Raw genomic sequence first — 15,263 nt, forward strand, 5'->3', positions numbered from 1 at the left:
TAGCACACTGGCCGCATATTGAACATGCCAAGCCGCTGGCGGCGTCTGGGATGCTCTGTTATGAGCGGCTCATGCTACGGATCGAAGACATCACCTATGCGGTCGAAGGCCGCCCCCTGTTTGACGGCGCCAGCGCCACCATTCCTGACGGCCATAAGGTTGGTCTTGTGGGTCGGAATGGCACCGGTAAGACTACTCTGTTCCGTTTGATCCGGGGCGAATTGGCGTTGGAATCAGGCAATATCGTCCTGCCGAAACGGGCGCGGATTGGCGGGGTGGCGCAAGAGGTGCCCTCGTCCGACGTTTCTCTAATCAACACGGTTCTGGCTGCCGATACCGAGCGCAGCGCTCTGATGGCCGAAGCCGACAGCGCCGAAGACCCGGCGCGCATCGCAGATATCCAGACCCGTCTGGCCGATATCGACGCCTGGTCGGCCGAGGCGCGGGCGGCCTCGATCCTCAAAGGTTTGGGTTTCGACGACGAAGATCAACTGCGCCCCTGTTCGGATTTCTCGGGCGGCTGGCGGATGCGCGTCGCACTGGCGGCGGTGCTGTTTTCGCAGCCTGACCTGCTGCTGCTGGACGAACCGACCAACTATCTGGACCTTGAAGGCGCACTTTGGCTGGAAAGCTATCTGGCCAAATACCCGCATACAGTCATCATCATCAGCCACGACCGCGGGCTGCTAAACCGCGCGGTGAGCTCGATCCTGCATCTGGAAGACCGCAAGCTCACATACTACGCTGTTCCTTATGACAAATTCGCTGAACGCCGCGCCGAACGTCTGGCGCAGGCAGAATCGGAGAACGCCAAGGCCAAGGCCCGCATCGCACATCTGCAGAGTTTTGTAGACCGCTTCCGCTACAAGGCCTCAAAGGCCGTGCAAGCCCAGTCGCGCCTGAAGATGATCGAACGCATCCAGCTGGTCTCAACTCCGCAAGAGGCCGCCTTGCGCGCGTTCTCTTTCCCTGAACCGGAGGAACTGTCGCCACCGATCATCCAGATCGAAGGCGGCGTAACCGGTTATGGTGAGATCGAGGTTCTACGCCGTCTGAACCTGCGCATTGATCAGGACGATCGGATCGCTCTGCTGGGCAAGAACGGTCAGGGTAAATCAACCCTTTCCAAACTTCTGTCCGACCGCCTACCTCTAATGGCGGGCAAGATGACCCGCAGCAACAAGCTGCGCATCGGATACTTTGCACAACATCAGGTCGATGAGCTGCATGTGGACGAGACACCCTTGGACCACCTGCGTCGCTTGCGCCCGGATGAAGCGCCGGGCAAGTGGCGTTCCCGTCTGGCCGGATTTGGGTTGAATGCGGATCAGGCGGAAACGCTGGTCGGGCGGCTGTCTGGTGGCCAGAAGGCGCGTTTGTCGCTGCTGATCGCCACCATCGACGCACCGCATATGCTGATCCTTGATGAGCCGACCAACCACCTGGACATCGAAAGCCGCGAAGCGCTGGTCGAGGCGTTGACCGCCTATTCCGGTGCCGTTGTTCTGGTCAGCCACGATATGCATTTGTTGTCGCTGGTCGCGGACCGGTTGTGGCTGGTGTCGGATGGCACGGTCAAACCCTTCGACGGCGACCTTGAGGCCTATCGCGCCATGCTTTTGGCCCGCGAAAAACCCATCAAAGAGAAACCGCAAATCGCCAAACCCAAGCGCCCCTCGCGTGAGGCGATGCTGGCCCTGCGTGCCGATTTGCGCAAATGCGAGGACCGGATCGAAAAACTGACGGATATGCACGACAAACTCTCGGCCAAGCTGGCTGACCCGGCGCTGTACGAGGACGACAAGATCAACGATCTGGAATCCTGGAACCGCAAATTCGCCGAGGTCGTCGAAGCCATGCAAAAAGCCGAGGCCCTGTGGGTCGCCGCCGCCGAACGTCTTGAAAACGCCGAGAACGTCGCATGATGGATCTGGCCTTTTTCATCACCGCCTTCACCACCCTGTTCGTAGTGATCGACCCCTTCGGCACCACGCCGATTTTCGTGGCCCTGACGCAGGACATGGATGCCAAAACCCGCCGCAAAACGGCAATCCGAAGTTGCTTGACGGCCGTTTTCATTCTTATCGCTTTCGCCGCCTTCGGCGAGGCCGTTCTGGGCTTTGTCGGCATCTCGATGCCCGCCTTCCGCGTCGCCGGTGGTGCGTTGTTGTTCCTTACCGCTCTGGACATGCTGTTCGAACGCCGCACCAAACGGCGCGAGGACAGGGCCGAGGAAGAAGAACATCCCGACCCTTCGGTGTTCCCCTTGGCTATCCCGCTGATCGCCGGGCCGGGTTCGATTGCAACGATCATCCTGCTGGCTGGTCAGCACCCCGGTGTGCTGGGAATTGTCGAAGCCTGCATCGTCATGTTGGCGGTCATGGCAGTCGTTTTGACCTTCTTCCTGTCCGGTGGCTTGATTGCACGCATTCTGGGCAAGACCGGCCTGAACGTGCTGACCCGCCTGCTGGGTATGTTACTGGCGGCACTGTCGGTTCAGTTTATATTGGACGGCCTCAAGGCCTTTGGTTTTGCCTCATAAATCCCCATATACTTAAGAGTAAATTCGGTAAGGGTAATGGTATGGACGGCGACAGCATTGGACGTTTGGTTTATCTGGTCGTGCTTGGCTCGGCTATTGTTGCGTGGTTTATCTCGCAAAACCGCCAGTCGCTGAACAAAACCATGCAGCAGGCCATGGCCTGGGTGTTCATCTTCGTCGGCGCCATCGCCGTTGTTGGCCTATGGGAGGACATCCGCACCACCGTGGGTCCTGCCCCGCAGATGACCGTCACCGGCGAGACGATTGCAGTGCCTCGCGCCTATGACGGCCACTATTACCTACCCGTCTTGGTGAACGGAGAGCCGATCACCTTCCTCGTCGATACCGGTGCCAGCCAGATTGTGTTCAGCGAGCAGGACGCCAGACGTATCGGCGTTGACCCCGACCAACTAAATTACCTTGGCCGCGCTTCGACCGCGAACGGAGAGGTGCGCACCGCACCCATCCGGTTGGACAGTCTTGAGTTGGGTCCGATCACTGACCACGGCGTCGCGGCTTGGGTCAACGAAGGCGATTTACGTCAGTCGCTGCTTGGCATGGACTACCTGCATCGTTTCTCGAATATCCAGTTCACGGATGGCCGTATGATCCTGTCCCGGTAAAGGGTTCACGATTGCAATCCCCTATTGAGAACAAAAGTGGAACACACTAGACTGCAGGCATGTCTACAAACCTTCTTGGCCGCAAACCCGCGCGTGAGGCGCCGGGACTGGTCCTGCATCCGCAGATCACCCTGCAACTGGGCCGCGTGCACGAGGCCTGCGGCCCCGCCCGGCGCAGCTTTGCCACGTGGCTGGCGGGTCAGGCGCAGGGACCGGTACTGTGGATTTCCCCTGCGTGGGAACACGGCCAACTGAACCCCGACGGGATGATGCCTTTTGCCGATCCCGCCCGGTTCATCTTTGTCCACCCCACCCGCGCCGAAGATCTGCTGTGGTGCATGGAAGAAGCGCTGCGCAGCGGGGCAATCCCGCTAATCATCGGCGACCTGCCCGGTGCGCCGGGTCTGACGCCAGTGCGGCGCATGCATCTGGCCGCCGAACAGGGTGGCGCGATGGGGCGGGCTCCGCTGGGTCTGTTGCTGACCCCCGGTGACGGCGGCGCGCAAGGGGTTGAGACCCGCTGGCATATGGCCGCGAACCATCAGGGAGAGGCCCGCCGCTGGACCCTGACCCGCCGCCGCGCCCGCGCCCTGCCCCCGGTCAGTTGGCAAGCCACCCAGACCAAACCGCGCGCTGGGCTGAACCTGACCCGGATCGGAGCGCAAGATGTTTTGGTGTGACACCTCACGAGGATCACAAAACTTGTGACTGGCCAAAAACAGACCCCGGCCCTAGCGTTCAGACATGAGCCATCCGATCCATGACAGCCGGTACTCCTGGCTTCGCCTTCTGATCACGCTCGCCATTGCCACAGTGGCGAATGTTGGAATCTGGGCCGTCATTCTGATCATGCCGGATGTCGAGACGGAGTTCGGGGCCGGACGGGCCAGTGCCTCGCTGCCTTTCACACTGACCATGATCGGGTATGCCGTCGGCAACATGTGGCTAGGGCAACTGGTGGATAAACTGGGTGTCACCAAGGCCCTGACCGGTGCGGCGATGCTGAGTGCTCTCAGCTACCTATTGGCCTCAATGGCACCGTCAATCGCCCTGCTGTCCGCAGCGCATTTTTTGTTAGGTGTGGGCACATCGATCGGATTTGGTCCTCTGATCGCCGATATCTCGCATTGGTTCGTGCGCAGGCGCGGGATTGCCGTCGCGTTGGTGGCCAGTGGCAACTACCTGTCCGGAGCAATCTGGCCCATCCTGCTGTCTGGCATTCTGGCCCGTGAAGGCTGGCAACAGGTCTATCTGACGCTGGCGGTCATAACCTTGGCGGTCGTCATACCCCTGTCCCTTCTGCTGCGCCGTCAGGTCCCGGTCGAAGCGCACAGCACCGCCGCTGCCACGGCCCGGATCAACGCCCGCAGCGTCGGGATATCGCCGCGTGCGCTGCAGTACATTCTGGGACTGGCCGGGATCGGCTGCTGCGTGGCAATGTCGATGCCGCAGGTTCATATCGTGTCTTATTGCGTCGGTCTGGGCTACGGCCCGGCGGTTGGGGCCGAGATGTTGTCTCTGATGCTGATGGGCGGAGTGATCAGCCGGGTTATCTCGGGCCTTGTGGCCGACAAGCTGGGCGGAGTGAAGACGCTTCTGATCGGCTCAGTCTTGCAATGCATCGCCCTGTTCCTGTTCCTACCCTATGACGGGATGGTCTCGCTTTATGTCATCAGCCTGCTGTTCGGGCTGGCGCAAGGCGGCATCGTGCCCAGCTATGCCCTCGTGGTCCGCGAATACATGCCCCCGCAAGAGGCCGGTGCCCGCGTGGGTTTCGTTCTGATGATGACGATCATGGGTATGGCCTTGGGTGGTTGGATGTCCGGCTGGATTTACGACGTGACCGGCAACTATCAACTGGCCTTCATCAACGGCATCCTATGGAACGCCCTGAACATCGCCATCCTGCTGGTTCTGCTGAACCGCTCGCGCCCCCGGAGACAGGAGGCCGTTGCATGACTCACCTGACACGGCGCACCATGCTAGCTGGCCTGACCGCGCTACCCCTGGCCCACCCGGCTTATGCGGGTCTCAGCCCCTATATGCTGGTACCCAGGGGCACATCCGTTGACTTTACCTTCGACCTGTCCGGCCTTGCACAATCCGGAACCATGCCGATCCACTCGGCCGACATCCGGATCGACCTGAGCGACCTGACCAACAGCCGCGTCAATGTCACCCTGAACGCCGCCGAAGCCCGAACCAGACTGCCTTTTGCCCGGAGCGCAATGTTGGGCGAAGGCGTTCTGGATGTCGCAAACTATCCGATCATTCACTTTGAGACGACCAAAGTAGAACTCGGTGATGCTGGGCGAATTTCACGCGGAGCGAAAATCACCGGTGATCTGACCCTGCGCGGTGTGACGCGACCGATCGCTTTGCAAGCGGACCTATATCGCCCGCCAGGCAGCGCCTCGGACAATCTGGACATGCTCTCTATTCGTCTAACCGGCGCGCTGAACCGTCACGACTTCGGCGCGTCAGGTTTTTCTGATTTGGTGCAAGACACTGTCGGGCTGGATATCCGGGCCGAGATCAAAAAGGCCGTATAGCCAAAAAACGACGTGACAGAGTCGATAAGACGCGCGCATTACCGGCATATCGAGTAAAGCTGAGCCCATCATGCGCACGATCATTTCCTTTGCCGCCCTTTTTCTTTCGGTCATTCTGCTGCAGCTTTCTACTGGCGGCGTCGGACCGCTGGACGCCATCTCGGGCCTGACGCTGAACTTCACGACGGAACAGATCGGTCTGCTAGGTTCGGCGCATTTCATCGGGTTCTTTGTTGGTTGCTGGTGGGCTCCGCGATTGATGGGCAGCGTCGGCCATTCCCGCGCCTTTGCCGTCTGCACCGCCTTGGGCGCGATGGGGTTGATCGGGCACACGCTGACCGACAATCCCTATATCTGGGCAGCGCTCAGAATTGCCTCGGGCACCTGTGTCGCCGGGTGCTACACCGTGATCGAGGCCTGGCTGAACGCCAAGGTCACCAACGAAACACGCGGACGCGCCATGGGGACCTATCGGTTCGTCGACATGGGCGCGTCGCTTTGCGCGCAGCTGATCATCGCGATCCTGCCGCCTGCATCCTACGTGTCTTACAATCTGCTGGCGATCCTGTGCTGCGCCGCGTTGCTGCCTCTGACGCTGACCCGGGCTAGTCAGCCGATCACACCGGAGGCCCCGCGACTGCGGCCCAAGCTGGCTTGGCGCAGCTCTCCTCTGGCGGTGGCGGGCGTGATCGTCGCAGCGCTTAGCTCGGCCTCGTTCCGCATGGTCGGTCCGGTCTATGGGCAAGAGGTCGGTCTGGGTGTCGATCAGATCGCGTTCTTTCTGGCCTCATTCGTTCTCGGCGGGGCTTTGGCTCAATACCCGCTGGGCTGGCTGGCCGACAAATACGACCGGCGTTGGGTGCTGATCTGGTTGTCCGGCGCAGCCGTGCTCAGTTGCGGGGTGACTATGGCGGCCAGTGGAACGGGCACTTTGGGCGTGATGCTGGCAGCTGGCATCTTCGGCCTTACAACCTTTCCGATCTTTTCGGTGTCATCAGCCCACGCCAACGACTTTGCCACGACAGAGCAGCGGGTCGAACTATCGGCAGCTCTGATGTTCTGGTACGCGTTGGGGGCAATCGCCTCGCCCTACGTCTCATCCACTTTGATCCAACAATTCGGACCGGGTGCCCTGTTTGCGTTTGTGGCTGTGGGGCATCTGGCTCTGATCGTGTTCGGCGTGGCTCGGATGCGTTCGCGCCCGACACCGGACGAACGGACCAACTATGTTTATGCGCCGCGCACCTCTTTCACCATCGGGCGATTGCTGAAACGGTCGCGAGAGGAATAGAACCCCGAGCGTTACTCCGAAGGCGGCGAAGACGGGATCATTTCATCCAATAGCGAGCCTGCTTCATATCCCAGCAGGTCAACTTCCATGCGCCCCGGATCCCCGAAAGCCCAAGCGCCGACCAGACGTTGCATCTTCTCATAGCCAACGAAATCGGCCATCGCCTCGTTGCTATGCGCATGTTCGGCGAACATAACCTGACCCGCCGCAACTTTCTGTGGCATCACGCGCTCCAGATAAAGTTCGACTACGTTGACCCCTGCAACATTGGACCCACCATGGTGGACGACATACATTTCGTCCCATTCTTCTTTGCTGACTGCTGCACGCGCGTCAGACACAGCCTTGTGTAACGAGGCAAGTTCGGCCCTTGCGGCTTCGCGCATGTTGGCTGCCCAGACCGGGCGCATATCATTAATCACGGTTGACACATCCTGCCGCGTTAGGGTCCCGCGCTGGACCGCCGTACTTGTAAAGGTTTGCGCGACCTCAAGCATCTGTCGTTGCCGCGCAATCTCCTCTTTTGGCAGGTCGAGCTGTTCTATCCACGGCATCAGTGTGTCGATTTCCTGCGTGATGGCCGCGAAGTCCTTTTTCCAACTTGCACCATCGGCATCCTCTTCGGGCCACGGAGTAACTGCGCCAATGATCCCCAAAAGCACATGGGATGTAGACTTAAAAATCAGATAGTTCGGCGCGTCCCTCGGAAACGACACCTGACCGTTCTCGGACAGGACCGTAACATCCCGGGCGATCACCATGACCGGCCGCGACTGCGATGTCAGAGCTTTCTGACCACGGTGGAAGATTGACAACATCGCTTTGTCAAAGCTGTCAATCGCATCCATGGCGTTGCCTTGGTCTGCCTGAACGCTCGGCGCTAAGAATAAGGATGAAAAGAGAAATGCGGTCGCCTGCATCAGGCGATGAACCATGAATACCTTCATTTTATCCCCCGTGAACAAATTGCACACCCATCATACACAGAGTGGCACCCTCACGCGAAGGCCACGTCGGGCAGGCACTTATACGTCTTTTCGGACGCTTATCGATGAAACCGGGCTTTTGCTGGCCGGTCACATAAGATAGACGGGCGCGCAGATAGATACGTGGAAACGCAAAATGGCTCGGATTCTCATCACCTCGGCGATCCCTTACATCAACGGGATCAAGCACCTCGGCAACCTGATCGGCTCGCAATTGCCTGCCGATTTGTACGCACGCTATCAGCGTGGCCGGGGGAATGAGGTCATGTTCCTCTGCGCCACCGACGAACACGGTACCCCGGCTGAGTTGGCGGCAGCCAAGGCTGGCAAGCCCGTGGCCGAATACTGCGCCGAGATGTATGAAATCCAGGCCGGTATCGCCAATCGCTTTGGCCTGAGCTTTGATCACTTTGGCCGTTCGTCCAGCGACCAGAACAAGAAGCTGACCCAGCATTTCGCGGGCAAGCTGGACGACGCCGGATTGATCCGGGAAGTCACTGAAAAGCAGGTCTATTCCAACGCCGATGGCCGGTTCCTACCGGACCGCTATATCGAGGGCACCTGCCCCAATTGCGGCTATGACCGCGCGCGCGGCGACCAGTGTGAAAACTGCACCAAGCAGTTGGACCCAACCGACCTGATCGAGCCACGCTCGGCCATCTCCGGCTCAACCGATCTGGAGGTGCGTGAGACCAAGCACCTGTATCTGCGCCAATCCGCAATGAAGGATCAGCTGGACGCGTGGATCGACAGCAAGACAGACTGGCCGATCCTGACCACTTCGATTGCGAAGAAGTGGCTGCATGATGGCGACGGCCTGCAGGATCGCGGCATCACCCGTGATCTGGACTGGGGCGTACCGGTCAAGAAAGGTGATCAGGACTGGCCGGGTATGGAAGGCAAGGTCTTCTACGTCTGGTTTGACGCGCCGATCGAATACATCGCCTGTGCCAAGGAATGGGCGGACGCGAACGGCAAGACCGACGCGGATTGGGAACGCTGGTGGCGCACCGATAAAGGTGCCGAAGACGTGCGTTACGTGCAGTTTATGGGCAAGGACAACGTGCCCTTCCATACTCTGTCCTTCCCGGCCACCATTCTGGGATCAGGCGAGCCATGGAAAATGGTCGATCACCTGAAATCGTTTAACTACCTGAATTATGACGGCGGCCAGTTCTCGACATCTCAGGGTCGTGGCGTGTTCATGGATCAGGCGCTCGAGATTCTGCCAGCCGATTACTGGCGCTGGTGGTTGCTGAGCCACGCGCCCGAAAGCAGCGACAGTGAGTTTAACTGGGAGAACTTCCAGCAATCCGTGAATAAGGACCTTGCGGACGTTCTGGGCAACTTCGTCAGCCGGATTACCAAGTTCTGCCGTTCGAAATTCTCCGAAGCCGTGCCCGAAGGCGGCAGCTATGGCGAACGTGAACAGGCGCTGATCGACGAACTCACCAACCGTGTCCGTGCCTATGAAGGGCATATGGAGGCGATGGAGGTCCGTAAATCCGCGCAGGAACTGCGGGCGATCTGGGTGGCGGGCAACGAATATTTGCAGGCCGCAGCCCCGTGGTCTACCTTCAAGGAAGACCCGGAACAGGCCGCAGCACAGGTGCGCCTGGGCCTGAACCTGATCCGGCTCTACGCCGTGCTTAGCGCCCCGTTCATCCCCGAGACCTCGGCCAAGATGCTAAGTGCGATGAACACGCTGGACACAAGTTGGCCCGATGACGTCGAAGCCGCGCTGAGCGCCCTGCCCGCCGGTCACGAATTCACCGTACCAGACGTCCTGTTTGCAAAAATAACGGACGAGCAGCGCGAAGACTGGCAAACCCGCTTTGCTGGAACCCGCGACTGATCCGTTGCACACTGCTGACTAAAGAATGGGGGCCATTTCGGCCCCCATTTTTGTTTCATTGGTCACGTTTTAGATACGTATTCGCGAAAAGGTCGACGTAAGCCGTACTGAGGTCGCGAAAAATTCTGCAAACACGCAGATTTAAATCGTATTCAAGAAGCTTGAGATATACGCGCAAAACGGCCATCCTGACCGGGAATTCAGTCGACTCGTCGGGCTGGCCTATCCTTCCTGGCGCAAAAAACCGAAGTTTTAACGAGGCACCCGCCATGTCCCTTGCATTAAAGAACTTGAAATTCCGTCTTCACGGACCGGCCCTTGCTGCTGTGGTCTGTGTGGGCATGGCACATGCTGCGCTTGCGCAGGATCAAAGCGACGCCCCACCGCCGAAAGTATCCATTGCTGCGGCCTATACACAGGAAATAACTGAAGAAGCCGTTTTCATCGGTCGCGCCGAAGCTATCGACAAAGTTGACATCGTCGCCAGGGTGAACGGGTTTCTTGAAAGCCAGGAAGTAGCAGACGGTTCGCTCGTGAACAAAGACGACTTGTTGTTCACTATCGAGCCCGATCTTTACGAAGCAACCCTACAAGCCCGCAAGGCAGACTTGGACCGCGCTGAAGCTAATCTGGAACTCGCCAAGGTGGAATTGGCCCGGAAGGAAGAGCTTTACAGACGCGACGCCACGCCCGAGTCCGAACGGGACATCGCCCGTGCCAATGAACTGGTCGCCGAGGCCGAAGTGAAATCTGCCCAAGCCGCAATCCAACAAGCTGAATTGGACCTGAGCTACACAAAAATTCACGCCCCCTTCTCGGGTCGTATCGGTCGCGTCGCCACAAGTGTTGGCGACGTGGTCGGGCCGACAAATCCACCGTTGGTAAATCTGGTCAGCGAAGCGCCGATCTATGTGAATTTTTCGCTGAACGAAAAACAATTCACCACAGTTCTTGAGCAATATGGCGAGAGCGCAGCCTCACTGGCAGAAAGCAGCAAAAGTCCAAATGTTCACTTGACGCTGCCCAACGGTACGAACCTGGACGAAACAGGTGAGATCGTTTTCGTCGACAACCGTATCGACCCTCTGACTGGTGCAATTACCGTTCGAGCGGAGTTCGAGAATACGAACCGTTTGATTGTCGACGGTCAGTTCCTGAGTGTTCAGATCGAGGCTTTGGAACCAACTCTTGAGGTCCTGATCCCTCAAGCCGCGCTACAACGTGACCAGCGAGGCGAATTTGTTTTGGTCGTGAATGACAAGCAAATGGTTGAACAACGCTATATCACCACAGGCGATACCGTTGAATCGGCAATCATCGTCAAAGATGGTTTGCGCGAAGGTGAAAGTGTAATCGTCGAGGGCCTGCAAAGGGTTCGTCCGGGTGTGGCCGTGGATGCGGTCGTGGCCTCTGAGCAGCCGGGAGAGTAACCGATGTTCTCTGCCCTGTTCATCAGCCGGCCAAAGCTGGCGCTTGTCATTTCGCTGGTCCTGACCATCATGGGCATGATTGGCTATCTGGTTTTGCCGGTCGCCCAATTCCCTGACATCACGCCGCCGGTGGTCAGTGTGACCACGACCTATACCGGTGCCAATGCCGAAACCGTGGAAAACACCGTTGCTGCGCCGATTGAGGCACAGGTGAACGGTGTGGACGACATGATCTACATGACGTCCACGTCTTCGGATAATGGTTCTTATTCTCTAAACATCACTTTTGAGGTGGGAACCGACCCCGACATCGCGTCGGTCAACGTACAAAACCGCGTGGCACAGGCGATGTCGTCGTTGCCAACCGAGGTGACCTCTTCGGGCGTGGTCACACAGAAAGCGTCGACCAACATGCTGTTGCTGGTCACTCTGACCTCGCCCAACGGTACCTATGACAGTGTGTTTCTGTCGAACTATGCCTCGATCAACCTCAAAGACGCGCTGGCGCGTGTTCAGGGCGTGGGCCGGGCCGACGTTCTGACCAATCTGGAATACGCCATGCGGATCTGGATGGATCCGGACAAGATGGCCGCATTGTCCATCACTCCGGGCGACGTAATCAGCGCAATCCGCGAGCAGAACGTCGAAGTCTCAGCCGGGTCCATTGGCTCTCCTCCGGTACCAGAGGGGCAGACATTTCAGTACACGATTAAGACCAAAGGGCGACTGACCTCAGCCGCAGAGTTCGGTGAAATTGTCATCCGAACTGGTGACGCCGGTTCGATCGTTCGGGTTAAAGATATCGCGCGGGTCGAATTGGGAGCGCAGTTCTATTCAGCCTCGGGTTATTTTCAGGCAGTTCCAGCGACTGTTATTGGCATCTATCAGGCCCCTGGGGCCAACGCTCTGGCCGTGTCAGAAAGGGTACAGGCCGAGCTTGATCGACTGTCCCGATCCTTCCCAACGGATGTGGAATATCAGGTGCCGTTCAACACCACTGATTTTGTGGAGCAATCTCTGAGCGACGTGGTTTCAACCCTGATCCTGACGTTCATTCTTGTGATCTCGGTCGTGTTCGTGTTTCTGGGTAGTTGGCGGGCCACGATCATTCCCGCCGTCGCGATCCCCGTGTCACTAATCGGCACCTTCGCCTTTTTGCTGGCATTCGGTATGTCACTGAACACGATCTCTCTGTTCGCGCTGGTTCTTGCCATCGGGATCGTGGTGGATGACGCCATCGTCGTGGTCGAAAACGTTGAACGGATCATCGCTGAAGAAGGGCTGCCGCCTGCTGAGGCGACCCGAAAGGCAATGGGGCAAATCACCGGACCGGTGATTGCAACCACGCTGGTTTTGCTGGCCGTTTTCGTACCCGTGACCTTTATGCCGGGTATTTCAGGGCGACTTTATTCACAGTTCGCCGTGACAATCTCGACCGCCGTTGTGATCTCTTCGATCAACGCGCTGACCTTGTCGCCTGCGCTTTGCGGATTGGTGCTGAAAGCGCGGTCCGGTCCGCCCAAGGGGCTGTTGGCCTTGTTTGAAGGCTTCATCGGAACCGTGCGCGGCGGCTATGTCGCGATCGTTCGCAAGCTGCTGATCATGCCGGTGATTGCCCTTGGTGTCATCGTTGCGCTTGCGATGGGAACCGGTACGATCATGTCCAACACGTCCAGCGGCTTTATCCCGCTGGAAGACAACGGCTATCTCTTCGTTGACATTCAGTTGCCGGACGCCGCGACATTGGAGCGAACGGAAACCGTCTCGGCTCGCCTGGATGATCAAATACGTGAAATCCCCGGTGTCGCCAGCACCGTTTTGGTCAACGGTTTCTCATTGCTGAACGGAACCACCACCAACGGTGCAGCCATCTTTGTGAACCTCACCAACTGGGATGAACGACAGGACGAAGACCTGAGCGCCGACGCCATTCTGGCCAAAGTTCTGGCGATCGCAAACGGTGAGTCCGCCGCTTCAATCGTGGCTTTCAACCCACCGCCCATTCAGGGTCTTGGCATGTCGGCCGGCGTTGAAATGGAGGTCCAGCAAACCGGGGGCGGCACGCCGCAGGATCTGGCCTCGGCAGTTGGGTCGTTTGTCTATGCGGCCAACCAGCGACCCGAGATTGGTCAGGCCTACACGACCTTCCGCGCAAACGTGCCGCAGCTGTTTGTTGATCTGGATCGGGAAAAAGCCAAGACGCTGCAAGTGTCCGTGGCCGAAGTGTTCCAGACTATGCAGGCGCAATTGGGGTCCTACTACGTGAACGACTTCAACCTGTTCGGCCGCGTTTATCGCGTTATGATTCAGGCTGACGGCACCTATCGGGACAATGTCGAGGATATCTCGAACCTCTATGTCCGTTCGCAAAAGGGTGAGATGGTTCCTCTGGGTACGCTCATTGATGTTGAGAACGTGCTGGGTCCGGTCCTGCTGAAACGTCACAACCTGTTCCGCTCTGCGACCGTGACCGCGGTTCCAGCTCCGGGACTTTCCACCGGCGATGCGATCAACGTAATGACCGAGGAATCGGCCACTGCCCTACCCCCCGGGTATGCGTTTGAATGGACCGGGACAGCGCAGCAACAACTTGCCTCTGGCAGCTTGGTGATCGTCATTCTGGGTCTGGCCATCCTGTTCGGATATCTATTCCTAGTCGGGCAATACGAAAGCTGGACGATGCCGGTTTCGATCCTGCTATCGGTGATTGTCGCCCTTTTCGGGGCGGTGGCCGCCGTGGCCATCGTGGGCAGTGACATCAACCTCTACACGCAGATCGGGATGATCATGCTTGTGGGCCTAGCGTCGAAGAACGGCATTCTCATCGTTGAATTCGCAATGGAACAGCGGGCCAATGGCCTGTCGATCAAAGATGCCGCCGCCGAGGCCGCATTCCAGCGTTTCCGCGCCGTGATGATGACCGCTCTGTCCTTCCTATTGGGTGTTGTACCTTTGTTGGCTGCGAGTGGCGCAGGTGCCGCCAGCCAAAAAGCCATTGGTGTTGCCGTGTTTGGCGGCATGCTGGCGGCCACATTGGTCGGGGTTATTCTGGTACCGGTTCTTTACGCGCTGATGCAAAGCCTCAGGGAATGGATCAAAGGTACTAAGAACGATCCCGAGCCCTCTGAGGAAACGGCATAAAACAAGGGGAACCCTAAAAGAACAGCTCTAACTTTGCGGTCTTTCGGGCTGTTTCCGTTAAAAAGCTCTGTCATTTCAACGCGATTGCCTGAGTTGTCGCCCTGATCTTCTTTGGATGTCGAGGTCTTGCCTGCCGCTTCAGCCTGTTGCAGGCATGGTCAGCTTGAGCTTTGCTAATTTGCGGAGGTTTTTGGGCGGTAGCGGCGAGAGTGAACTCGTCTTGAACACCGCATGGTCCGCGTGGTCGGAGCCGGGTCAGATATTTGTGCGATATCCAACTTGGGGCGTTACGCTTTGGATCAGAGTACGTGCGCCAAGTGTGCCGCATCTCCTTCCCCTCGGGACAGATATACCGGGCGTTCTCATCATCCCATGCGAGGTCGGATCGTGAGAAGGTTCCATCAGACTGTTCTCCCTTGTCGAAGACAGGGATGAAAGGGAGGAGCTTGCGCTTCAGAGCCAGCAAGAACTCAAATAACAAAGCCGCTTGTACTTCGTACCCTGGCTCCAGCATCGTAAGTCATTCAACCTGTTAGAGGAATTGAATCAGCGACCTACTCCTCAATCAGGCAAGAGTTGTTCAACAGAATCAGCCCGAAAGTGACACCAGCTTTGGTACTCTTCGGCAGGTGGCTATTTCTCAGGACAAAACCGTCGGTCAATTGATAGGAGACCTTGGGTTTCACTCCGGAACAGGTATTCAACGCACCTTGCGAACAGAACGTCAAGCGCGCATCTAGTAAAATACCAATGCGTCCCTGAACCAGTAGGTGTCGTCACCTCCAGCCCAGACATATGCTCAGCATCAACAAGCCCTTGAGCGAGACCCGCGCCCAACACACC

General features: G+C 58.1%; 11 protein-coding genes and 1 pseudogene. 10 read left to right on the forward strand and 2 right to left on the reverse strand.

The annotated features are described in order from the left end of the window. The first annotated feature begins 71 nt into the window (after positions 1 to 71). The 7 genes from ACR0ER_RS01560 (at position 72) to ACR0ER_RS01590 (ending at position 7,008) form a co-directional block, all read left to right on the forward strand. The gene (locus ACR0ER_RS01560) at positions 72 to 1,925 is read left to right on the forward strand and encodes an ABC-F family ATP-binding cassette domain-containing protein (RefSeq protein WP_480767424.1); all 1,854 of its coding nucleotides are present in this window, start codon (positions 72 to 74) and stop codon (positions 1,923 to 1,925) included. Next, on the forward strand, positions 1,922 to 2,542 hold the full coding sequence (locus tag ACR0ER_RS01565; protein ID WP_170331276.1) for a MarC family protein: 621 nt from the start codon (positions 1,922 to 1,924) through the stop codon (positions 2,540 to 2,542). The genes ACR0ER_RS01560 and ACR0ER_RS01565 overlap by 4 nt, the downstream gene beginning before the upstream one ends. A 41-nt stretch (positions 2,543 to 2,583) precedes the next feature. After that, entirely contained in the window at positions 2,584 to 3,165 is a 582-nt protein-coding gene (locus ACR0ER_RS01570; protein ID WP_480767425.1) for a retropepsin-like aspartic protease family protein, read from the forward strand. A gap of 59 nt (positions 3,166 to 3,224) precedes the next feature. Then, a complete protein-coding gene (locus tag ACR0ER_RS01575) occupies positions 3,225 to 3,845 on the forward strand; it encodes an ImuA family protein (protein WP_480767426.1) in 621 nt (206 codons plus the stop codon). A 64-nt stretch (positions 3,846 to 3,909) separates the two neighbouring features. Continuing rightward, complete coding sequence (locus ACR0ER_RS01580; RefSeq protein ID WP_480767427.1) at positions 3,910 to 5,124, forward strand: MFS transporter; 1,215 nt, start codon at positions 3,910 to 3,912, stop codon at positions 5,122 to 5,124. Continuing rightward, positions 5,121 to 5,717 (forward strand): YceI family protein, encoded by a 597-nt coding sequence (locus tag ACR0ER_RS01585; RefSeq protein ID WP_480767428.1) that lies wholly within the window; start codon positions 5,121 to 5,123, stop codon positions 5,715 to 5,717. The genes ACR0ER_RS01580 and ACR0ER_RS01585 overlap by 4 nt, the downstream gene beginning before the upstream one ends. A 70-nt stretch (positions 5,718 to 5,787) precedes the next feature. Next, positions 5,788 to 7,008, forward strand: coding sequence for an MFS transporter (locus ACR0ER_RS01590; RefSeq protein ID WP_480767429.1), 1,221 nt, complete (start codon positions 5,788 to 5,790; stop codon positions 7,006 to 7,008). A gap of 11 nt (positions 7,009 to 7,019) precedes the next feature. On the opposite strand, the gene ACR0ER_RS01595 is transcribed toward ACR0ER_RS01590, so the two are convergent. Continuing rightward, positions 7,020 to 7,955 (reverse strand): hypothetical protein, encoded by a 936-nt coding sequence (locus ACR0ER_RS01595; protein ID WP_480767430.1) that lies wholly within the window; start codon positions 7,953 to 7,955, stop codon positions 7,020 to 7,022. 175 nt (positions 7,956 to 8,130) lie between these two features. Here ACR0ER_RS01595 and metG point away from each other — a divergent pair, with 175 nt between their 5' ends. From metG to ACR0ER_RS01610, 3 genes are all read left to right on the forward strand, one after another. Further along, positions 8,131 to 9,849 carry a methionine--tRNA ligase gene (metG, locus tag ACR0ER_RS01600; protein ID WP_480767431.1) on the forward strand — a complete coding sequence of 573 codons (1,719 nt, stop codon included), beginning with the start codon at positions 8,131 to 8,133 and terminating at the stop codon, positions 9,847 to 9,849. A gap of 269 nt (positions 9,850 to 10,118) precedes the next feature. Next, positions 10,119 to 11,279, forward strand: coding sequence for an efflux RND transporter periplasmic adaptor subunit (locus ACR0ER_RS01605; RefSeq protein WP_480767432.1), 1,161 nt, complete (start codon positions 10,119 to 10,121; stop codon positions 11,277 to 11,279). A 3-nt stretch (positions 11,280 to 11,282) separates the two neighbouring features. Then, positions 11,283 to 14,420 (forward strand): efflux RND transporter permease subunit, encoded by a 3,138-nt coding sequence (locus ACR0ER_RS01610; RefSeq protein WP_480767433.1) that lies wholly within the window; start codon positions 11,283 to 11,285, stop codon positions 14,418 to 14,420. A 138-nt stretch (positions 14,421 to 14,558) separates the two neighbouring features. Here ACR0ER_RS01610 and ACR0ER_RS01615 read toward each other — a convergent pair. After that, a pseudogene (locus ACR0ER_RS01615) lies at positions 14,559 to 14,883 on the reverse strand (hypothetical protein); the annotation flags it as partial. Positions 14,884 to 15,263: the final 380 nt, after the last annotated feature.

Source organism: Ruegeria sp. CH8, assembly GCF_056536985.1.